The following is a 23,100-nucleotide window of genomic DNA, read 5'->3' as shown; positions in this document are numbered from 1 at the left end:
GCAATAGCCCTCCGCGATCTGCCGACAGCCTTGTGATTGGGAAAGCACGATGAGCAACGAAGACAAGCTCCGGGATTACCTCAAGCGAGTCATTGCCGAACTCCACCAGACGCGTCAGCGCCTCCAGGAGGCGGAGTCGGCGGACCACGAGCCGATCGCGATCGTGGCGATGAGCTGCCGCTACCCGGGCGGGCTGCGTTCCCCCGAGGAGCTGTGGCGGTCGGTGGCCGCCGGCGAGGACGCCATCTCCGGCTTCCCCCAGGACCGCGGCTGGGACGTGGAGGGGCTTTACGACGCCGACCCGGGCGCGGTCGGCAAGAGCTATGCGCGCGAGGGCGGATTTCTGCACGGCGCCGGTGAATTCGACCCGGCCTTCTTCGGGATGTCCCCGCGCGAGGCGCTCGCGACCGACCCCCAGCAGCGGCTGCTGCTGGAGACGGCTTGGGAGGCGTTCGAGCGGGCCGGTATCGACCCGGAGTCGGTGCGGGGCAGCAAGACCGGTGTCTTCACCGGTGTGATGTACCACGACTACGGCACCGGTCTGACCTCGCTGCCCGCAGGTGTGGAGGGCTACCTGGGCAACGGCACCGCGGGCAGCATCGCCTCCGGCCGGGTGGCCTACACCCTGGGCCTCGAGGGCCCGGCGGTCACCGTCGACACGGCGTGCTCCTCGTCCCTGGTGGCGCTGCACTGGGCCGGTCAGGCCCTTCGGCGCCAGGAGTGCACACTCGCCCTCGCGGGCGGTGTCACGGTGATGTCCACCCCCGGAACCTTTGTGGAGTTCAGCCGTCAGCGGGGGCTGGCGCCGGACGGCCGGTGCAAGCCGTTCGCGGCGGCCGCCGATGGCACGGGCTGGGGCGAGGGCGTGGGCATGCTGCTGCTGGAGCGACTGTCGGACGCGCGCCGCAACGGCCATCCGGTACTGGCAGTGGTACGCGGCTCCGCCATCAACCAGGACGGTGCGAGCAACGGCCTCACCGCGCCCAACGGCCCGTCCCAGCAGCGAGTCATCCGTCAGGCCCTGGCCGACGCGAAACTCTCCGCCAAGCAGGTGGACGTCGTCGAGGCACATGGCACGGGAACGACGCTGGGCGACCCGATCGAGGCGCAGGCGCTGCTGGCCACGTACGGGCAGGACCGGCCCGACGAGCGGCCGCTGTGGCTGGGCTCCATCAAGTCCAACATCGGCCATACGCAGGCGGCGGCGGGCGTGGCCGGCGTCATCAAGATGGTGCAGGCGATACGGCACGGGCTGCTGCCGCGGACCCTGCACGTCGACGAGCCAACACCCCATGTGGACTGGTCGGCGGGCGGGGTGAGGCTGCTGACCGAGGCCACGCCGTGGCCGGAGGACGACGAGCCCCGCCGGGCGGGCGTCTCGTCCTTCGGGATCAGCGGCACCAATGCCCACATCATCCTGGAGCAGGAGCCTCCGGCCGACCCGGAGGGCGAAGCGCCGGAGGAGACGGGGCAACTGCCTTCCTGCATCGTGCCGTGGCTGGTCTCGGGGAAGTCCGAGAGCGCCCTGCGTGCCCAGGCAGAAGGGCTGCTCGCCCACCTGGGTGCTCGGGCGGAGCTGTCGGCCAAAGATGTTGGGTTCTCGCTGGCGGTGACGCGTAGTGCGTTCGAGCATCGTGCGGTGGTGTTGGGGTGCGATCGTGCGGCTCTGGTCGGGGGTTTGGGTGCGGTGGCTGAGGGTGGTGGTGCTCCGGGGTTGGTGCGGGGTGTGGTTGTGGGTGGTGATGGTCGTGCGGTGCTTGTTTTCCCTGGTCAGGGTTCGCAGTGGGTGGGGATGGCGGCGGGGTTGTTGGGGTCGTCTTCGGTGTTCGCGGAGCGGATGGGTGAGTGTGCGGCGGCGTTGGCGCCGTTTGTGGACTGGTCGCTGGGCGATGTGTTGGGTGATGAGGTGGCGTTGGGGCGGGTGGATGTGGTGCAGCCGGTGTTGTGGGCGGTGATGGTGTCGTTGGCTGAGGTGTGGCGTTCGTTTGGGGTGGTGCCTGCGGCGGTGGTGGGTCATTCGCAGGGTGAGATTGCGGCGGCGTGTGTGGCGGGTGCGTTGTCGTTGGAGGATGCGGCGCGGGTGGTGGCGTTGCGGAGCAAGGCGTTGCGGGCGTTGTCGGGGCGTGGGGGCATGGTGTCGGTGTCGCTGCCGGTGGAGGCCGTACGGGAGCGGCTGGGCCGGTGGGGTGAGCGGTTGTCGGTGGCCGCGGTGAACGGGCCCTCGGCCGTGGTGGTGTCCGGCGACGCGGAAGCGTTGGACGAGTTGCTGGCCGAGTGTGAGGCGGAGGAGATCCGGGCGCGGCGCGTTCCCGTGGACTACGCCTCGCATTGTGCTCATGTGGAGGCCATTGAGGGTGAGTTGTCGCGGGAGCTTGCCGGGATCAGTCCTAGGCCCTCGTCGGTGCCGTTCTATTCGACGGTGACCGGTGGGGTGCTGGATACGGCTGTGCTGGATGCCGGGTACTGGTACCGCAATCTGCGCCAGACGGTGCGTTTCGATGAGACCGTCCGCGCCCTGCTGGCCGACGGTTTCCAGGTGTTTGTCGAGGCCAGTGCCCATCCGGTGCTCACGATGGGTATCGAGCATACGGCCGAGGAGCACGACACCCGGGTCACCGCGGTCGGTTCGCTTCGCCGCGACGAAGGTGGCCTGGACCGCTTCCTGACTTCCGTGGCCGAGGCGTATGTGGGTGGGGCCTCTGTCGACTGGGCTCGGACTTTCGTGGGGACGGGTGCGCTCCGCGTTGAGCTGCCCACGTATGCCTTCCAGCGGGAGCGGTACTGGCTGGAGTCAGCGGGTGTGGCCGTCAGCGAGGGTGCGGCGGCTGGGCTTGGCTTGGGTTCGGCTGATCATCCGTTGTTGGGTGCGGTGGTGGGGTTGGCGGGCGAAGACGGGGTGTTGTTGACGGGGCGGTTGTCGTTGGTTTCGCATGGTTGGTTGGCTGATCATGTGGTGTGGGGTGTGGTGGTGGTGCCGGGGGCGGCGTTGGTGGAGTTGGTGTTGCGTGCGGGTGATGGGGTGGGTTGTGGGTGGTTGGAGGAGTTGACGTTGGAGGCGCCGTTGGTGGTGCCGGAGCGTGGTGGGGTGCGGGTGCAGTTGTCGGTGGGGGCGCCGGATGGGGTGGGCCGGCGTGTGGTGGGTGTGTTTTCGCAGGTGGAGGGTGAGGGTGAGGGGGTGTGGAGGCGGCATGCGAGGGGGGTGTTGTCGGCTGATGTTCCGGTGGTGGTGGATGGGTTGGGTGTGTGGCCGCCGGTTGGTGCGGTGTCGGTGGATGTGGGTGGGGTGTATGAGCGGTTGGCTGGGGTGGGTTTGGAGTATGGGCCGGTGTTTCAGGGGGTGCGGGCTGCGTGGCGTCGTGGTGATGAGGTGTTCGCTGAGGTGGCGCTTGCGGAGGAGCAGCGTGCGGAGGCGGGCCGCTTCGGTCTCCACCCGGCACTCCTCGACGCCGCCCTGCATACCGCGGTATTGGGAGGGAACGACTCGGAACAGGATTCCGCCCGCCCGGGCCCCGGACTTCCATTCGTCTGGAACGGTGTGTCCCTGTACGCAACGGGCGCGGACACCTTGCGCGTACGGCTCGCTCCCGCCGGACCGGATGCGGTCTCGCTCCTCGTCGCAGACACCACCGGGGCGCCGGTAGCCTCGGTGGCATCGCTGGTGACCCGTACGGTGACCCCCGAGCAGCTCCGCGCCGCGCGGAGCGTGACGCATGACGCGCTGTTCCACACCACATGGCATGAGGTTCCCGCCCAGCATGAAGCCCCCGCTGCCACCGGCCAGTGGGCATTGCTCGGGAGCGTGGCACCGCACCTTGACGCCTTGAGCGGCGCGGATGACACCACATATCCGGAACTGGCGGATCTGATCCAGGCCATGGACGACGGCGCGGCCACCCCCGACACCGTTGTGGTCTCCATCGAGGCCGAATCCGGAGCCTCCGCTGGCGATCCGAGCGAGGCACGGGGGATGGCCCATCGTGTTCTGGGTGTGGTGCAGGGGTGGTTGGGGGAGGAGCGGTTTGCCGGTGCGCGGTTGGTGGTGGTGACGCGGGGTGCGGTGGCGGCCGTGGTGGGTGAGGGTGTGTCGGATGTGGCGGCGGCTGTGGTGTGGGGTTTGGTGCGGTCGGCGCAGGCTGAGCATCCGGATCGGTTCGTCCTGGTGGACGTGGATGATGTGCCGGTGTCGGCCGGTGTGCTTCAGGCGGTGCTGGGGTGTGGGGAGCCTCAGGTGGCCGTCCGTTCCGGGAAGGCTTTGGTGCCTCGGCTGTCGCGTGCCGTTGCTCCTGCGGCTTCTGCTGAGGGCGCTGGCTCAGGCTATGCCTGGGATTCCGAGGGCACGGTGCTGGTGACCGGCGCCATGGGCACGCTGGGGCGTTTGGTGGCGCGGCATTTGGTGGCCGAGCGCGGGGTGCGGCATCTGGTGTTGGTCTCTCGGCGGGGCCGGGAGGCCGCTGGTGCGGTGGAGTTGGAGGCCGAGCTGGCGGAGCTGGGTGCGTCGGTGACCATGGTGGCCTGCGATGCCGCCGACCGTGAGGCGTTGGCGGGGGTGTTGGCGGGTATTCCGGCGGATCGTCCGTTGCGTGGTGTGGTGCACGCGGCCGGTGTGCTGGACGACGGCGTCATCGAAACCCTGACTCCCGAGCGTATCGACACGGTGCTCCGCCCCAAGGTCGATGCCGCCTTCCACCTGCACGAGCTGACCCGGGACCTGGATCTGACGGCGTTCGCGGTGTTCTCCTCCGCGGCCGGCACGTTCGGCGGCGCCGGACAGGGCAACTATGCCGCGGCGAACGCTTACGTCGACGCCCTGGCGGCACACCGACGCGCGCTCGGACTGCCGGCCGTCTCGCTGGCCTGGGGGTTCTGGGCCGAGCGCAGTGGAATGACGGGCCACCTGGCCGACGAGGACGTACGGCGCATGCGGCGCGGCGGCATCGCCCCGCTGACGTCGGAAGAGGGCCTTGCACTGTTCGACGTTTCCGGGACCATGGCGCAGCCCGTCCTCCTGCCCATACGCCTGGACCTCCCGGCGCTCCGCGCCCAGGCGGCGTCCGGTGCGGTGTCCGCCCTCCTCCGCGATCTGCTGTCGGTTCCCGCGCGCCGTGCCGTACGGCCGTCCAGCGGTGGCGCGGGCGAGTCGGACTTGTGGCGGCGGCTCGCGCCCCTGCCAACGGACGAACAGGACGAAGTCCTGCTGAACCTGGTGTGCACCCATGTCGCCGAGGTGCTCGGACACGCGGGGGCGGACTCCATCGAGGTGGGGCGTGCGTTCAAGGAGCTCGGGTTCGACTCGCTGACGGCCGTCGAGCTGCGCAACCGGCTGAACACGGCCACCGGATTGCGCCTGCCCGCCACCCTCGTCTTCGACTACCCCACGCCCGTGGTGATCGCCCGCCATCTGCGCTCCGAGCTGGCCGAGGCGCACCCGGGCGCCACCCCGTCGGTCTCTCCGTCCGGCGCCGCCGGTACGGGCACGCTCGCGACCCAGGACGAGCCCGTCGCGATCGTGGCGATGAGCTGCCGCTTCCCTGGTGGGGTGCGGACGCCGGAGCAGCTGTGGCAGCTCCTGGAGCGCGGCACGGACGCCATCTCCGCCTTCCCGGAAGACCGCGGCTGGGATGTGGAGGGGCTGTACGACCCGGACCCGGACACCGCGGGGAAGAGCTATGCCCGCGAGGGCGGCTTCCTCTACGACGCGGGTGACTTCGATCCGGCCTTCTTCGGGATCTCACCGCGCGAGGCGCTGGCGATGGATCCGCAGCAGCGGCTGCTGCTGGAGACGTCGTGGGAGGCGCTGGAGCGGGCCGGTATCGACCCGTCGACCCTGCGTGGCAGCCAGACCGGGGTCTTCGCCGGTGTGATGCACCACGACTACGGCCTGTTGCAGGGCCCGGGCGGTGGCCCCGGCTCCCCCAGCGCGGGCAGCATCGTCTCGGGGCGGATCTCCTACACCTTCGGATTCGAGGGCCCGGCGGTCACGGTGGACACCGCGTGTTCCTCGTCGCTGGTGGCGTTGCATCTGGCGGCGCAGGCACTGCGTCGGGGCGAGTGCTCGCTCGCGCTCGCGGGCGGTGTGACGGTGATGTCGACACCGGGCCTGTTCGTGGAGTTCAGCTGGCAGCGCGGGCTGTCGGCGGACGGGCGGTGCCGGGCCTTCGCGGGCGCGGCGGACGGCACCGGGTTCTCCGAGGGCGCGGGGGTGCTGCTGCTCGAGCGGCTGTCGGACGCGCGGCGAAACGGGCACCGGGTGCTGGCGGTGGTGCGTGGTTCCGCGGTGAATCAGGACGGTGCGAGCAATGGGCTGTCGGCGCCGAATGGTCCGTCGCAGCAGCGGGTGATCCGGGCGGCGTTGGAGAGTGCTCGGCTGTCGGCGGCTGAGGTGGACGCGGTCGAGGCGCACGGTACGGGGACGAAGCTGGGCGATCCCATCGAGGCGCAGGCGCTGCTGGCTACGTATGGGCAGGAGCGTGGCGCGGCGGAGTTGCCGCTGTGGCTTGGTGCGGTCAAGTCGAACATCGGTCATGCTCAGGCGGCTGCGGGTGTCGCGGGCGTCATGAAGATGGTGCTGGCGATGCGGCATGGTGTGTTGCCGAGGACGTTGCATGTCGATGAGCCGTCGCCGCATGTGGATTGGTCGGCGGGTGCGGTGGAGTTGCTGACGGATGCGGTGGAGTGGCCGGAGACCGGCCGTCCCCGGCGTGCGGGTGTGTCGTCGTTCGGCATCAGTGGCACCAACGCACACGTCATCCTGGAGCAGGCGCCGGTGGCGCCGACTGACGCCGAACCCCGGGACGAGTCGGGCGCGTTGACGCCCTCGGTGGTGCCGTGGGTGGTCTCGGGGCGGTCCGAACCCGCGCTGCGAGCGCAGGCGAGTCGGCTGGTGTCGTTCGCGGGGGAGCGGCCGGAGCTGCCGCTCGCGGATGTGGCGCTGTCGTTGGCGACGACGCGTAGCGCGTTTGAGCGTCGTGCCGTGGTACTGGCCGCTGATCGGGCTGGTCTTGTCGATGGCTTGGAGGCCCTGTCGATCGGCGATCCGGCGCCTGGCGTGGTTCAGGGTTCGGTGGTGCCCGGCAAGTTGGCGGTGTTGTTCTCGGGGCAGGGCAGTCAGCGGGTCGGGATGGGGCAGGGGCTGTATGAGGCGTTCCCGGTGTTCGCGGATGCCTTCGATGAGGTGTGTGGGCACTTTGAGGGCGCGCTGGAGCTCTCGCTGCGGGAAGTGATCAGCGGGGACGTGGCGGCGTTGGATGAGACCGCTTATACCCAGTGTGGGTTGTTCGCGGTCGAGGTGGCGTTGTTCCGGTTGGTGGAGTCGTGGGGTGTGCGGCCGGACTTCGTGACCGGGCATTCGATTGGTGAGCTGGTGGCCGCGTATGTGGCGGGTGTGTTGTCGCTTGCGGATGCGTGTGTGTTGGTGGCGGCTCGTGGGCGGTTGATGCAGGGGTTGCCGCCGGGTGGGGTGATGGTGTCGGTTCAGGCGGCTGAGGCGGATGTGCTGCCGTTGCTAGTCGGTCGTGAGGCTGAGGTGAGCGTAGCGGCGGTCAACGGTCCGCGTTCGACGGTGATCTCCGGTGCTGAGGCGGCGGTGTTGGAGGTCGCCGGGCTGCTGGAGGCCGGGGGCGTCAAGACGAAGCGGCTGCGGGTTTCGCATGCGTTCCATTCACCGTTGATGGAGCCGATGCTGGCGGAGTTCCGGCGGGTGGCCGAGGGGCTGTCGTACGCGCCTCCCCGCATCCCCGTGGTGTCGAATGTGACGGGTCTGGTGGCGGACGCCGAGGCGCTGTGCTCGGCCGAGTACTGGGTACGGCACGTCGGCGAGACCGTGCGCTTCGCCGATGGCGTGAAGAGCCTGGCGGACCAGGGCGCCACCACCCATCTGGAACTGGGCCCGGACGGAGTGCTGTCCGGGATGGGGCAGGAGTGCGCTCCTGACGCCACCTTCGCCCCGGCCCTGCGCCCCGGTCGTGATGAGGCCGCCTCGCTGCTCGAAGCGCTGGCTCAGATCCATGTCCGGGGTCGCTTCGTGGACTGGGCGGCACTCCTCGCACCGGCGCGCCCCCGGACCGTCGAGCTGCCCACGTATGCCTTCCAGCGGGAGCGGTACTGGCTGGAGTCGGCCGTGTCCACGGCGGATGTGGCCTCGGCGGGGCTCGGTTCCGCGGAGCATCCGCTGCTCGGCGCCGCGGTGACGCTGCCCGACTCCGACGGATGCCTGTTCACCGGCCGGCTGTCCGGGCGTACGCACGCCTGGCTGGCCGATCATGAGGTGCTGGGGGCGGTGATGCTGCCGGGGACGGCGTTCGTCGAGCTGGCGCTGCACGCGGGTGACCGCGTCGGATGCGCCCGGCTGGAGGAGCTGACGCTCGAGGCACCGCTGGTCCTGCCCGAGCACGGTGGCGTACAGGTGCGGGTGTCGGTCTCCGACACCGATGACTCGGGGCGCCGGGCGCTGACCGTGCACTCACGCGAGGACGGCGGGGAAGGGCCGTGGCTTCGGCATGCGACGGGCAGTGTCGCGCCCGAGCTGTCCACCCCCGCTCGCGCCGCCCTCCCCGCCTCCGTATGGCCGCCACGGGACGCCGAACCCGTGGCGCTGGACGGGCACTACGAGCGGCTTGCCGAGACGGGGCTGCGGTACGGGCCGGTGTTCCAGGGGCTGCGTGGCGTGTGGCGGCGCGGGACCGAGGTGTTCGCCGAGGTCGCGCTGCCCGACGAGGCGGAGCAGGACCCGCGCCGCTTCGGCCTCCACCCGGCCTTGCTGGATGCCGCCCTGCACGCCGTGGGCGCCGCGGCCACCGGTATGTCGCAGGCCACCGCCCCAGGTATGTCGCAGGCCACCGGCGCCTCGGACGCCACCGCCGCGTCGGAGGAGATCCGGCTGCCGTTCTCATGGAGCGGGGTGTCGGTGTACGCGGCGGGCGCCGCCACGCTGCGCGTACGCCTCACCCCCACCGGACCCGATGGCATGGCGCTGTCGATGGAAGTGGCGGACGGGACCGGTGCGCCGGTGGCCACGGTGGACTCGCTGGCGACGCGCCCCGTCTCCCCGGAGCAGGTCAACGCGGCGCGCGGGGCGGTGCACCAGTCCCTCTTCCGGCTGAACTGGAGCGTTCTGCCGGGCGCCGAGGCTTCGGTGAACGACTCCGTGGCCGAGGTGGCGCCGCTGAACGGTGCTGACTGGCCCGACATAGCGGCGTTCGGCGAGGCGTTCGGCGGCGAAGGGGCCGTGCCTCCGGCGGTGGCGTGTGTGGTCCCATCCATGACCGCCGCCGAGGCCGATGGGATACGGGAGGTGCTCCAGCGGGCGCTGGAGCTGGTGCGGGGATGGCTGGCCGAGGAGCGGTTCGCCGGATCGCGACTGGTGATCGCCACGCATGGCGCTGTGGCCGTCGAGGGCGATGAGGGCGGCCAGAACGACAAGGCCGTGGTGGATCTCGCGGCGGCCGCCGTATGGGGTCTGGTACGGACCGCGCAGACCGAGCACCCGGATCGGTTCGTCCTGGTCGACCTGGACGGTGGGGATCGGGCACCGGAGCACGAGTCCGGGCGTCGGCCACTGCCCCCCAAGACCCTCTCCCTGCTGTCCGCGGCGGCGGCGAGTGGCGAACCCCAGGTGGCCGTGCGCGGCGGACGGTTGCTGGCACCCCGACTGGGCCGGGTACGAACCACCGGGGCCACCCCGGCTCCCGAGACGTCCGAGACGTCCGAGACCGCCCGAGCCGCCACTCACTCGGCGGTGTGGGACGCGGAGGGCACGGTCCTGGTGACCGGCGCCACCGGCACGCTGGGCGGGCTGGTCGCCCGCCACCTCGTGGCCGAGCGTGGCGTACGCCATCTGCTGCTGGTGAGCCGTCGCGGCGCGGACGCCCCCGGCGCCCGCGCGCTGGAGGACGAGCTGGTGGCGGCGGGCGCGTCGGTCAGCTGGGCCGCCTGCGACGTGGCCGACCGGGACGCCCTGACCGCCGCCGTGAAGGGCGTCTCCGAAGCACATCCGCTGCGCGGAGTGGTCCACACGGCCGGGACGCTCGACGACGGCGTCATCGCATCGCTGACACCGGAGCGCCTGGACGCGGTGTTGCGCCCGAAGATGGACGCGGCGCTTGCCCTGCACGAGCTGACCGAGGCGATGGACCTGTCGGCGTTCGTCGTGTTCTCCTCGGCCGCCGGGACCTTCGGCACCGCCGGACAGGCCAACTACGCGGCAGCCAACGCCTTCCTCGACGCCCTGATACGGCGCCGTCGAGCCTCGGGGCTGCCCGCCCTGTCCCTCGCCTGGGGCTTGTGGGACGAGCGCGGCGGAATGGCCGGCGGGCTGGCCGAGACGGATCTGCGACGCATGGGCCGGGCCGGAGTGGACGGCCTGTCGCCGGAGGAGGGCCTGGCCCTGTTCGACGCGGGATGTGCAGGGGAACTGCCCGTGGTCATCCCGATGCGGCTGGACCCGGCCAAGGCGCGTGGCGCCGACGGCGAAGTGCCCCACATCATGCGGGAGTTGATGCGGTCCATGGCACGCCGGGCCGCGGCGGACGGCACCGGGGCCGCGGGTGATCTGCGGGAACGGCTCGCCGCGGCGTCGTCGGAGGACGGCGAACGCCTGGTGCTGGACCTGGTGCGGCGGTGCGTGGCCACCGTGCTCGGACACGGTGGGGCGGCCGCGGTGGAGCCGGGCCGCGCCTTCAAGGACTTCGGCTTCGACTCGCTGACGGCGGTGGAGCTGCGCAACCGCCTCGGCACGGCCACCGGACTGCGCCTCACGGCCACGCTGGTGTTCGACTATCCGAACCCGATCGCCCTGGCCCGCCATCTCCACCAGGAGCTGACCGACGGGGACGACGGCCTACGCACGGCCCACCCCGCCCTGCCCACCGGCAAGGCGGACACCGGCGACGACCTGGTGGCGATCGTCGGCATGGCCTGCCGATTCCCCGGTGGCGCCCGGTCCCCGGAGGAGCTGTGGCGGCTGCTCGCGGCGGGCGACGAGGCCATTTCCGGCTTCCCCGTCAACCGTGGCTGGGATGTGGCGGGTCTGTACGACCCCGACCCGGAGGCGGATGGCAAGAGCTATGCGCGTGAGGGCGGCTTCCTGCACACCGCAGGCGAGTTCGACCCGGCGTTCTTCGGCATCTCGCCACGTGAGGCCCTGGCGATGGACCCGCAGCAGAGGCTGCTGCTGGAGACGTCCTGGGAAGCGTTCGAGCGGGCCGGAATCGACGCCACGACCCTTCGGGGCAGCGCGACCGGTGTCTTCGCGGGTCTGATGTACCACGACTACGGCTCCCAGCTCCGGAGCGTCCCCGAGGGCGCCGAGGGCTATCTCGCCACGGGCGGGTCCGGAAGCATCGCGTCGGGACGGGTCGCCTACACCTTCGGTCTCGAGGGCCCGGCCGTGACCATCGACACGGCGTGCTCGTCGTCGCTGGTGGCCCTGCACTTGGCGGCGCAGGCGCTGCGCCAGGGCGAGTGCTCGCTGGCGCTGGCGGGCGGAGTGGCCGTGATGTCCACCCCCGCCACCTTCGTGGAGTTCAGCCGTCAGCGCGGGCTGGCGCCGGACGGCCGGTGCAAGCCGTTCGCGGCGGCGGCCGATGGCACGGGCTGGGGTGAGGGTGTGGGCATGCTGCTGCTGGAGCGGCTGTCGGACGCGCGCCGCAACGGCCACCCGGTACTGGCGGTCGTACGCGGCTCCGCCGTCAACCAGGACGGTGCGAGCAACGGCCTCACCGCGCCCAACGGTCCCTCGCAGCAGCGGGTGATCCGGGCGGCGCTGGCGAACGCGCGGCTGTCGGCGGCCGAGGTGGACGCGGTGGAGGCGCACGGGACGGGTACCACGCTGGGCGATCCGATCGAGGCGCAGGCGCTGCTGGCCACGTACGGCCGTGAACGCACCGATGACCAGCCCCTGTGGCTCGGCTCGATCAAGTCCAACATCGGACACACCCAGGCCGCGGCCGGTGTCGCGGGCATCATGAAGATGGTGCTCGCCATGCGGCATGGTCTGCTGCCACAGACGCTGGGCGTGGACGAACCGTCGGCGCACATCGACTGGACGGCGGGAGCCGTCGAACTGCTCACCGAGGCCAGGCCCTGGCCCGAGACCGGCCGCCCACGCCGGGCGGGCGTCTCCTCCTTCGGCCTCAGCGGCACCAACGCGCACATCATCCTCGAGCAGGCGCCGTCGCCCGAGGGCGAAGGCTCCGAGAAGAGCGGGGAGTCGGCGCTCGCCGTGGTGCCATGGGTGCTGTCGGCGAAGTCCGATGCCGGTGTGCGTGAGCAGGGCGGGCGACTGCTCTCGCTCATGGCCGGGGAGACCGGCCCGGCGGTGACGGACATCGGACTGTCGCTGGTCACCACGCGCGCGGCGTTCGAGCGGCGGGCGGTGGTGCTGGGCGGTGACCGTACCGCGCTCGTCAGCGGCCTGACCGCGCTGGCCGAGGGCCGCGAGGCGACGGGTGTGGTGCGGGGTGTGGTTGTGGGTGGTGATGGTCGTGCGGTGTTGGTCTTCCCTGGTCAGGGTTCGCAGTGGGTGGGGATGGCGGCGGGGTTGTTGGGGTCGTCTTCGGTGTTCGCGGAGCGGTTGGGTGAGTGTGCGGCGGCGTTGGGGCCGTTTGTGGAGTGGTCGTTGGTGGATGTGTTGGGTGATGAGGTGGCGTTGGGGCGGGTGGATGTGGTGCAGCCGGTGTTGTGGGCGGTGATGGTGTCGTTGGCTGAGGTGTGGCGTTCGTATGGGGTGGTGCCTGCGGCGGTGGTGGGTCATTCGCAGGGTGAGATTGCGGCGGCGTGTGTGGCGGGTGCGTTGTCGTTGGAGGATGCGGCGCGGGTGGTGGCGTTGCGGAGCAAGGCGTTGCGGGCGTTGTCGGGGTTGGGTGGCATGGTGTCGGTGTCGCTGCCGGTGGAGGCCGTTCGGGAGCGGCTGGGCCGGTGGGGTGAGCGGTTGTCGGTGGCGGCGGTGAACGGGCCTTCGTCGGTGGTGGTGTCCGGTGACGCGGACGCGCTGGACGAGCTGCTGGCGGCGTGTGAGGCGGAGGAGATCCGGGCGCGTCGTATCCCCGTGGACTACGCCTCGCACTGCGCCCATGTCGAGGCCATCGAGGGCGAGTTGCTGCGGGAGCTGGCGGATATCGCTCCCCGGTCGTCGTCGGTGCCGTTCTACTCCACGGTCACCGCCGGTGTGCTGGACACCACGGGCCTGGACGCCGGGTACTGGTACCGCAATCTGCGCCAGACGGTCCGTTTCGACGAGACCGTACGCGCCCTGCTCGCCGATGGCCTCCAGGTGTTCATCGAGGCCAGTGCCCACCCTGTCCTGACGATGGGGGTGGAGCAGACGGCTGAGGAGCACGGCACCCGGGTCACCGCGGTCGGTTCGCTGCGTCGCGACGAAGGTGGTCCGGAGCGTTTTATGACCTCACTGGCCGAGGCGTATGTGGGCGGCGCGTCCGTCGACTGGGCGGCGATGTTCGCGGAGACGGGCGCGCGGCGCGTCGATCTGCCGACGTACGCCTTCCAGCGCACCCACTTCTGGCTGGAGTCCGAGGCCATTGACGCCGCCGGTGATGTGGCGTCGGTGGGGCTGGACTCGGCCGGGCATCCGTTGCTGGGGGCCGCCGTGCCGCTGCCCGACTCCGACGGTTTCCTGCTCACCGGTCGGCTCTCGCTCCGTACCCACCCCTGGCTCGCCGACCACGCGGTGGCGGACGTCACGCTGCTGCCCGGCACGGCCTTCGTGGAGTTGCTGATGCGGGCCGGTGACGCGGTCGGCTGCGACCGGGTGGACGAACTGACCCTGGGAGCACCGCTGGTGCTGCCCGAGCAGGGCACGGTCCGGTTGCAGGTCGCCGTCGGCGGTCCCGAAGAGGCGGGGCGGCGCTCGGTCGGTGTGTACGCACAGACGGAGGACGGCCCCTGGACACAGCACGCCACCGGTGTGCTCGGCAGCGGCGGCCCCTCGACGGTAGCCGATCGCCCCACCGAGCCGGAGGCATGGCCTCCGGCCGGTGCGGAGGCGGTGGATGTCGGCGGGCTCTACGAGCGGTTCGCACGCACCGGGCTTGGCTACGGGCCGTCCTTCCAGGGGCTGCGTGCCGTCTGGCGCAAGGGCGACGAGGTCTTCGCTGAGGTCCGCCTGGCGGAGGAGGCACGGCAGGACGCCGAGCGCTTCGGCCTCCACCCGGCCCTGCTGGACGCCGCGTTGCACGCGATGGCGTTCGGCGGCTTCGTCCGCCTCCCCGAGCCCGATGGCAACGCCCGCCGGGACGAGGGGTCCGGCACCGGACGGGTCCGGCTCCCCTTCGCCTGGAGCGGCGTGGCGCTGCATGCCACCGGCGCGTCCGCGTTGCGGGTGCGGCTGGCCCCGGCTGGGGCGGACGCGGTGTCGCTGACCGCGCTCGACGAGTCGGGGCGGCCGGTGGCCTCGGTGGATTCGCTCGTCACCCGCGCGGTCGCCCGCGACCAGCTCGGAGCGGCGCATGGCACCTTCCACGAGTCGCTCTTCGGTCTGGAGTGGACGGCGCCCGCGGTGGTGTCCCCGTCGTCCGGCGCTTCCGGCCGTTGGGCCGTGCTCGCCGAGGGCGACACGGGGCTGTCGGGGCTGTCCGCGGCGCTGAAGTCGGCGGGCACGGCCGGTGCCCTGGCCGAGACCCATGCGGATCTGTCGGCTCTGGGAGAGGCCATCGAGGAGGGGCGAACGGCGCCGGATCTGGTGTTCACCTCCCTGACCTCCCTGACCTCCCCACACTCCCTGACCTCCCCGACCCGCTTCTCCTCGCCGACTCCCCCCTCTCCGACCGCCGAGGCGGTCCGTGCCGCGGCGCACCGGGCGCTCGCGCTGGTGCAGTCGTGGCTGGCCGATGAGCGGTTCGTTCGGTCCCGACTGGTGCTGGTCACCCGTGGGGCGGTCGGTGTCCGGCCCGGGGAGCCGGTGGCGGATCCGGCCTGCGCGGCGGTGTGGGGGCTGGTGAGGTCGGCGCAGTCGGAGAACCCCGACCGGTTCCTGTTGCTCGACCTGGACGACCACGAGGCGTCCTTGGCCGCCCTGCCGCGGGCCCTGTCGGGCGACGAACCGCAGCTGGCGGTGCGCGGTGGCGCGGTGCTGGTGCCACGACTCGCTCGGGTCCCCGCGGCCCGCCCGGCCACGTCCACGCCGGCCGGGGAGCGGGACGGCGAGCCCGCGGCCACCCCGCTGTGGGACCCGGAGGGAACGGTCCTCATCACCGGCGCCACGGGGGTGCTGGGCTCCCTGGTGGCGCGTCACCTGGTGGCCGAGCACGGCGTACGCCATCTGCTGCTGACCAGCCGCCGGGGTCGCGAGGCCACCGGCGCCGCCGAGCTGGTGGACGAGCTGACCGCGTCGGGGGCTTCGGTGTCCCTGGCCGCCTGCGACACGGCCGACCGCGCCGCGCTGGCGCGGCTGCTTGCCACCGTACCGGCCGACCATCCGCTGACCGGGGTGGTGCACGCGGCCGGTGTGCTCGACGACGGGGTGATCGGGTCGCTGACCCCGGAGCGCATCGATACGGTGCTGCGGCCCAAGGCCGATGCCGCCATCAACCTCCATGAGCTGACGGAAGACCTGCCGCTGTCCGCGTTCGTGCTGTTCTCCTCGGCGGCGGGCGTCTTCGGCGGCAGTGGCCAGGCCAATTACGCCGCGGCCAACGCGTTCCTGGACGCGCTGGCGCAGCGGCGCAGGGCGCGGGGGCTGCCGGCGGTCTCCCTGGCCTGGGGGCTGTGGGCCGAACGCAGCGCCATGACGGGGCACATGGACGACAGCGACGTCGAACGGCTCAACCGGGCGGGAGTGACCGCACTGTCGTCCGAGGAGGGCCTGGCGCTCTTCGACGCGGCGACGGCGCGAGCGCATGCCCGGGCTGCCCTGGCCGGGGACCCCGGCCAGGGCGGGGGCACCGACGCGAGGGGCGGCGGCCAGCCGGAAGGCGCCACTGACACGCACCCGGAGAGCACCACCCACGCACACCCGCTCCTGGTACCCATGCGGCTCGACATCGCCGCCCTACGAGTCCAGGCCGCCTCCCTCGGCGTCCCGCATCTGCTGCGCGGACTGGTCCGGGTCCCGGCCCGCCGCGCCGCCCACAACGCCGCCTCCGGCTCCGGATCCGGCGCCGGGGGAGTGGAGCCGATCGGGCAGCGCCTGAACGGGCTGTCGGCCAGGGAGCAGACCCGGCTCCTGACCGAACTGGTGCGCACGCATGCCGCCACCGTGCTCGGCCATGACTCGCCGGACCTGGTGGAGGACGACCACGCCTTCCTCGAGCTGGGCATCACCTCGCTCACCGCCGTGGAGATCCGCAACCGGCTCAACCTCGCCACCGGTCTCAACCTGCCCGCCACGCTGCTCTTCGACCACACCACACCCGCGGCGCTCGCCGCCCACCTGCGCGCCCAACTGGCCCCCGGCGCCCCGGACTCCGCGCCCCAGGGCGAAGCGTCGGCCACGCGAACCGCACCTCAGGCCACGAGTGCCGGCGCGGCCAAGGCCACGACCGGATCGACGATCGAGGCGCTGTACCGGCAGGCGTGCGCCGATGAACAGTACGTGGCGGGCACCCAGTTGCTCATGGCCGCGGCCCGGCTGCGCCCGTCGTTCCGTACGGCGGCGGAGCTGACCACACCGCCCAAGCTGGTGCGGCTCTCCAAGGGCGGTACGGCGCCGGGGCTGGTGTGCTTCCCGTCGCTGGTCGCCATCTCGGGGCCGCGCGAGTACGCCCGCTTCGCGGCCGGGTTCCGGGGCCGCCGCGATGTCTCCGTGCTGCCCGAGCCGGGCTTCGGCAAGGGGGAGTTGCTTCCGGCGAGCGTCGACGTCGTCGTGGAGATGCAGGCGGAGGCGGTGCTGCGCTGTGTCGGGGAGAAGCCGTTCGTGCTCGTCGGACGCTCGTCCGGCGGCTGGATCGCCCAGGCGGTGGCCGGGTGGCTGGAGGCGCGTGGCAGCGCGCCCTCGGCGGTCGTCCTGCTGGACACCTATCTGCCGCGCAGCGAGGCGTTGCCGTGGATCCAGACGAATCTGTCCGGCAAGATGTTCGACCGCGAAAAGATGTTCGGCGTGGTGGACGAGGGCAGGCTGACCGCGATGGGCGGCTATCTGCGCCTCTTCTCCGAGTGGGGGCCGACGCCGATCGGCGCGCCGATTCTCACGGTGAAAGCGGAGGAATCCTTTCCGGGATCCGGAGAGGCGAACGACGAGGAATCGGCATGGGGCGCCACGCTCACCCGTATCGACGTTCCCGGCGACCACTTCACCATGATGGAAGATTTCGCCGGGGTGGCCGCCGAAGCGGTCCTCAACTGGCTTGCGGAGAACGTGTGATTCGCATTGCCTGACATCCTGATAGGCTCGCGTTCATTCGAAGCGCGGAAGAAAAAACGGGGAAGGCGCTCGCGGATTTCTGATGTCGCCGAAGACCTTTCCATTACTGCGGGAGGAAACATCATGACGTCCAATGTCAGCGCGGTCGGTGAGCGGGTCGGCGAGTTCTACGACCAGCTGGTGGGCATGTTCGACGCCTCGCTGTACGGCCCGAACATCCATGTCGGCTACTGGAACAGCCAGGAGGACAGCACCACCCTGGCGGACGCCGCCGACCGGCTCACCGACATGATGATCGCGCGGCTGCACATCGGTGCCGGCTCCCGGGTCCTGGACATCGGCTGCGGCTTCGGCGGGCCCGCGATCAGGCTCGCGCAGAAGACGGGTGCCGAGGTGGTGGGCATCAGCGTCAGCCGCAAGCAGGTCGAGAAGGCCAATGAGCTGGCCGAGGCCGCCGGGGTGAGCGGCAAGGTCACCTTCCAGCACGGCGACGCGATGGACCTGGCCTTCGACGACGGCTCATTCGACGCCATCTGGATGCTGGAATCCGTGATGCAGATGCCCGACCGCACGGCGGCGCTCGCGGAGGCCGCCCGCGTCCTGCGCCCCGGCGGGCGCCTCGCGCTCACCGACAACTACGAGCGCGAGGAGATCTCCGAGGAGCGGCGGCCGGTCATCGAGAACATTCTCCAGCGGTACCTCACCCAGCCGCCCGCGTCTTTCGAGACGTATCCGGCGATGCTGCGCCAGGCCGGGCTGCGCTGTACGGAACTGCTCGACGTCAGCGAAAGCACCACCAAGCAGTCGGTCCGGCGGCTCGGTGAGGCCATGGCCCAGAACATGGAACAGCTGGCGTCCAAGGTCGACCCGGAGGTCTTCAAGAAGTTGAAGCCCGCCGAGGGCGAGAACATGGAAATGCCCGAGCTGGGTTATCTGATCGCCACCGCGCGGCGGCCCGAAACCGCGTAAGTCCTCGGCGCCGGAATTTCCCGGTTCCGGTCAGGAAGTCATTCAGGGGCGGGCCGGAACATTCGGCCCGCCCCTCGGCGCGGAGAGGGCCGCGACGGATTTCCGGGGCCACGCGGGGCGGGCAGTCGCGTCGCCCCTGGCGTCGCCTACCGTGGGAGGCAGCCGGAGAACCAGGAGGCGGGCAAGATGACCAGCGCACCGGACACCGTCCCGCTGCCCTCGGGGGAGCGGATCCCGCTGCTCGGCCAGGGCACCTGGCACATCGGTGACCACCCCCGGCGCCGCGCCGATGAGATCGCGGCGCTGCGGCGTGGCCTCGACCTGGGAATGACCGTCGTGGACACGGCCGAGATGTACGGCAGCGGCGCCTCCGAGGAACTTGTCGGGGAGGCGATCGCCGGCCGCCGCGATGAGGTGTTCCTGATCAGCAAGGTGCTGCCCGGCCACGCCGACCGCAGTGGCACCATCGCGGCCTGCGAGGACAGCCTGCGGCGGCTCGGCACGGACCGGCTGGATCTGTATCTGCTGCACTGGCGGGGGCATATCCCGCTGGAGGAGACCCTCGAAGCCTTCACCGAACTCACCGGGAGCGGCAAGATCCGCCACTGGGGTGTGAGCAACTTCGACGCCTCTGACATGACGGATCTCGTCTCCATCCCCGGTGGCGACGGTGTCGCCGTCAACCAGGTGCTCTACAACCTCACCCGGCGCGGTGTGGAGTACGACCTCATGCCCTGGTGCCACCGGCGCGACATCCCGCTGATGGCCTATTCGCCCATCGAGCAGGGACGCCTGCCGCGCACCGGCGCGCTGCGGGAGGTCGCACGGGCCCATGACGCGACCCCCGCGCAGGTGATGCTGGCGTGGGTGCTCCGGCAGGGGGTGATGGCGATCCCCAAGGCCGGGCGGGTCGACCATGTCGAGGAGAACCGCGCCGCGCTGGATCTCCAGCTGACGTCGGAGGACCTGGCCGCGCTGGACCGCGCCTTCCCACCGCCCACGGAGCCCGTGCCCCTCGATGTCCTTTGAGGCCGTTGTCGGACGACTGAGACCGTTGTCAGAGGTCCGCGCTACCTTGCCACCATGACGGAATTCGTACTGGTGGCGGGTGCGTGGCTGGGTTCGTGGGCATGGGACGAGGTGGTGCCGGAGCTACGGGCGGCCGGACACGGCGCCCATGCCCTCACGCTGTCCGGACTCGCCGATAAGCAGGGTGTGCCGGCCGGACAGCAGACCCACGTCCAGGACATCGTCGGCGAGATCGAGCGCCTCGACCTGCGCGATGTGGTCCTGGTGGGGCACAGCTATTCGGGCATCCCGGTCGGCCAGGCCGCCGAGCGTGTCGGCGACCGGCTGGCCCATGTGGTGTTCGTGGACTCCAACGTTCCGGTGGACGGTGAGTCGTTCCTGTCGGCGTTGCCCGGCGGCCGGGCCATGGTGGAGGCGTCGATGGCCGCGAACGACGGCTTCTGGGCGCCCGTGACCGAGGCCGACTGCGAGGGCCAGGGGCTCACCGATGAGCAGATCGCGCGGTTCGTGGCCGGTGCCACACCGCATCCGGGCGCCACACTCTCCGAGCCTGCCGTGCTGGCGCGCCCGCTCGGCGGGCTTCCGGCCACGTACATCAAGTGCCTGCTCGACGGCGATGAGCCGATGGGCCACGCGGCCGAGCTGCTGAAGAGCGAGCACTGGCGGCTGGTCGAGATGGACACCGGCCACTGGCCGATGTTCTCCCAGCCGCGTGAGCTCGCCCGGATACTGCTCGGCTGCGCCGGGGCATCGTGACCCCGCCCCACACCTGAGGGGCCGATGGCACACGGCGAGCCACGCCGTGTGCCATCGCACCGCCGGAGCGGTCACTCGCAGCCGTACCGCCAGTTCCACCCCACGAAGGTGTGCCGCAGCTCCACATCGAAGCGGCAGCTCGCCGTCCCGTCCGCCTTCAACTGGACATACGAGTGGTGGGTGTTGTCGTACCAGTCGCCGGTCGGGTCGAAGACCCCCTTGTACGCGAAGTCGGCGTGCGCCTCGGAGTTGACCTCGGCGCAGTCCGTGACGCAGTCGTCCTTCGCGTTCTGCGAGGTGAGCGACCAACCGGCGTCCCACGGCTCGCGGTTCCACTCCTGGGTGGCCGTGGTGCCGCCCGTGGTCACGCGCCCGTTCGCGGTGTCCCATGAGGAGGTGGTGTACACGCCCGTCATCCGGATGTTGCAGCAGTCGTACATCTCGTTCCAGCCCCGCAGCTGATGGCCGGCGGCGGTGGCTGACGTGGTGGTGCCCCCGGCGGCGGTCGCGGCGCGGGCCGAGCGGGCCGACGCCGGGCCGTGCTGGACGGAGACCCGCTCCGGCTTGCAGTCGGCGCCAATGGTGATCTGCCCCGAAACGGCCTGGCCGGGCGCCGGAGCGGGGAGCTCACCGGTCAGCCGGACACCGTCACAGGACTTCGGCGCCGGGTCGGACTCCTGCGCCGCCGCCACTGTCGTGCCGCCCAGGAGCGCCACCAGGGAGACGGCCGACACGGCCGCGATGCTTAACCGGCTGTTCACTTCTCACGCCCCTTGATCCGATGATCCATGCGATCCGAAACGGGCAGCGCGCCTCGGTGCGGATGCGCCGCCAGGTCACGCGGATGATCGTAACGGCGGCCGTAGGCGGCAGCGGGGGAGTGCGAAAGGTTGGCAGGAAGGTGGCAGCGTGGCCACCGCCCGGCCGAGTCCACGACACCACAGGCCACGGCTGGGGTATACTGCCCGGGTCCTGTTGTCTCCGATAGAGGTGGACGTTGCGTATCTGAGGTTCGCGATCATCGCGCGGTACGGCACAAGCCGTAGCCCGTCACGCCGTAGCCGGCCTTCTTGCCGCCCGTGACCCGCGTGGATGCGACCTCGGTGCATACGCCGTCCCTCACCCTTCGGAGGGCCGCACCCCATTCCCCGGCTTGGTCGCCGCGTGGTGCTCGCATACGTAGCCCCTTGTTCACAGCGCTTACGAATGCGAGAACACCATGGCAGCATCCCCCACCCCCAGCGCCTCCGTGACCTGCTCGGCCATGTCCTTCCAGTGGGCTGACGGCACGCCCGTCTTCGACGGACTCTCGCTCGGCATCGGGCGGGGCCGCACCGGCCTCGTGGGCACCAACGGCAGCGGCAAGTCCACCCTGCTGCGGTTGATCGCCGGCCGGTTGCGTCCCACCGAGGGGTCGGTGACCGTCGGAGGCAGCCTCGCCCACCTTCCGCAGAACATCACCCTGGACACCACCCTCCGCGTGGACCAGGCCCTGGGCATCGCCGAGCGGCGCGCCGCGCTGCGCGCCATCGAGGCCGGAGACGTCGACGAGGCCCACTTCGAGACCATTGGCGACGACTGGGACGTCGAGGAGCGGGCCCTGGCGACACTGGGCTCACTCGGGCTCGGCGACGTCGAACTGGACCGCACCGTCGGCCGTCTGTCCGGCGGGGAGACCGTGCTGCTGCGCCTGGCCGCCCTGCTCCTGGAGCGCCCGGACGTCCTGCTGCTCGACGAACCCACCAACAACCTCGACCTGTTCGCGCGGCGCCGGCTCTACGACGCCGTGGACTCCTGGCGCTCCGGTGTGCTGGTCGTGGTCAGCCATGACCGTGAGCTGCTGGAGCGGGTGGACCGCATCGCCGAACTGCGGTCCGGGTCGGTGACCTGGTACGGCGGTGGCTGGTCCGCCTACCAGGAGGCGCTGGCCACCCAGCAGGAGGCGGCCGCGCGCATGCTGCGGGCCGCGGAGGCGGATGTGCGGCGGCAAAAGCGCGAACTGGAGGAGACCCATATCAAACTGGCCCGCCGTCAGCGGCAGAGCAAGAAGATGGACATCGAGCGGCGGGCCCCGAGAATCGTCGCCGGGGCCCGCAAGCGGGCCGCGCAGGAGTCGGCGGGCAAGCTCCGTGATCTGCACGAAGACCGTCTCCACGAGGCGCGCGAGCGGCGTGAGGAGGCCGCGGACGCGGTCCGCGACGACGCCGAGATCCGGGTGAGCCTGCCGCACACCGCCGTGCCCGCGGGCCGTACCGTGTTCAGCCTGAGTGAACTGCGCCCCCAGTACGGCGCGTTGATCGATGCCACCCTGCATGTGCACGGGCCCGAACGCATCGCGCTGGTCGGGCGCAACGGAGCCGGTAAGACCACGCTGCTGCGCACCCTCACCGGCGAACTCGCCCCGCTGTCCGGTGAGGCCAGGACGTACGTACCGCTGCGGTTCCTCCCCCAGCGGCTGGATGTCCTGGACGACGAGCTGAGCGTGGCGGCCAACGTGGCGAGCCGGGCGCCCGGTGTCACCGACAACCACATCCGCGCCCAGCTCGCGCGCTTCCTCTTCAAGGGCGCGCGTGCGGAGCAGCCGGCGGGGACCCTCTCCGGTGGGGAACGCTTCCGGGCCGCACTCGCGGCCACCATGCTCGCCGCACCGGCCCCGCAACTGCTGATGCTCGACGAGCCGACCAACAACCTCGACCTGGCCAGTGTGCGGCAGTTGACGAGCGCGCTGGACTCCTACCAGGGCGCGCTCGTGGTCGCCAGCCACGATCTGCCGTTCCTGGAGTCGATCGGCATCACCCGGTGGCTGCTGGTCGGTGGGGAGTTGCGGGACATCGCCGCCGATGAGGTCCGGGAGGTGCTCGAGACGACATCCCCGGCAGGGGAAGTGACGGAGACGGGCTGAGATCCGCACCAGAAATTCGCGACAGCGAAATGAAGATCCGGGGTCCGCGCAGGTTAAGGCGCATTCAAGGTTCACTCATGCGCCTCGGCCTACCTTCGAAAACGATCTCGTTCGCACGAGATATATGAACGTT

5 protein-coding genes and 2 pseudogenes are annotated in these 23,100 nt (G+C 71.1%); 6 read left to right on the top strand and 1 reads right to left on the bottom strand.

The window, feature by feature from the left end; translation table 11 throughout:
- Positions 1–16 precede the first annotated feature (16 nt).
- The 4 genes from ACJX2R_RS05520 (at position 17) to ACJX2R_RS05505 (ending at position 20,065) form a co-directional block, all read left to right on the top strand.
- The gene (locus tag ACJX2R_RS05520; RefSeq protein WP_413105775.1) at positions 17–17,311 is read left to right on the top strand and encodes a type I polyketide synthase; all 17,295 of its coding nucleotides are present in this window, start codon (positions 17–19) and stop codon (positions 17,309–17,311) included.
- A gap of 123 nt (positions 17,312–17,434) precedes the next feature.
- Positions 17,435–18,280, top strand: coding sequence for an SAM-dependent methyltransferase (locus tag ACJX2R_RS05515; RefSeq protein ID WP_413099048.1), 846 nt, complete (start codon positions 17,435–17,437; stop codon positions 18,278–18,280).
- Between the two features lie 186 nt (positions 18,281–18,466).
- Positions 18,467–19,309 carry an aldo/keto reductase gene (locus ACJX2R_RS05510; RefSeq protein ID WP_413099047.1) on the top strand — a complete coding sequence of 281 codons (843 nt, stop codon included), beginning with the start codon at positions 18,467–18,469 and terminating at the stop codon, positions 19,307–19,309.
- 54 nt (positions 19,310–19,363) lie between these two features.
- Positions 19,364–20,065 carry an alpha/beta fold hydrolase gene (locus tag ACJX2R_RS05505; RefSeq protein ID WP_413099046.1) on the top strand — a complete coding sequence of 234 codons (702 nt, stop codon included), beginning with the start codon at positions 19,364–19,366 and terminating at the stop codon, positions 20,063–20,065.
- A gap of 71 nt (positions 20,066–20,136) precedes the next feature.
- On the opposite strand, the gene ACJX2R_RS05500 is transcribed toward ACJX2R_RS05505, so the two are convergent.
- Positions 20,137–20,826 (bottom strand): hypothetical protein, encoded by a 690-nt coding sequence (locus ACJX2R_RS05500; RefSeq protein WP_413099045.1) that lies wholly within the window; start codon positions 20,824–20,826, stop codon positions 20,137–20,139.
- Between the two features lie 458 nt (positions 20,827–21,284).
- Between ACJX2R_RS05500 and ACJX2R_RS05495 the strand changes: the two are divergent.
- Together ACJX2R_RS05495 and ACJX2R_RS05490 are read left to right on the top strand one after the other, a co-directional pair.
- A pseudogene (locus ACJX2R_RS05495) lies at positions 21,285–21,896 on the top strand (ATP-binding cassette domain-containing protein); the annotation flags it as partial.
- A 123-nt stretch (positions 21,897–22,019) separates the two neighbouring features.
- A pseudogene (locus ACJX2R_RS05490) lies at positions 22,020–22,761 on the top strand (ATP-binding cassette domain-containing protein); the annotation flags it as partial.
- Positions 22,762–23,100 lie beyond the last annotated feature (339 nt).

Origin of the sequence: Streptomyces sp. Inha503, from assembly GCF_047215865.1 — a bacterium.
Taxonomy (GTDB): Bacteria; Actinomycetota; Actinomycetes; order Streptomycetales; family Streptomycetaceae; genus Streptomyces; species Streptomyces lycopersici.
The sequence above is the reverse complement of the archived record's forward strand: the minus strand, read 5'-3'. Positions and strand labels throughout refer to the sequence as shown.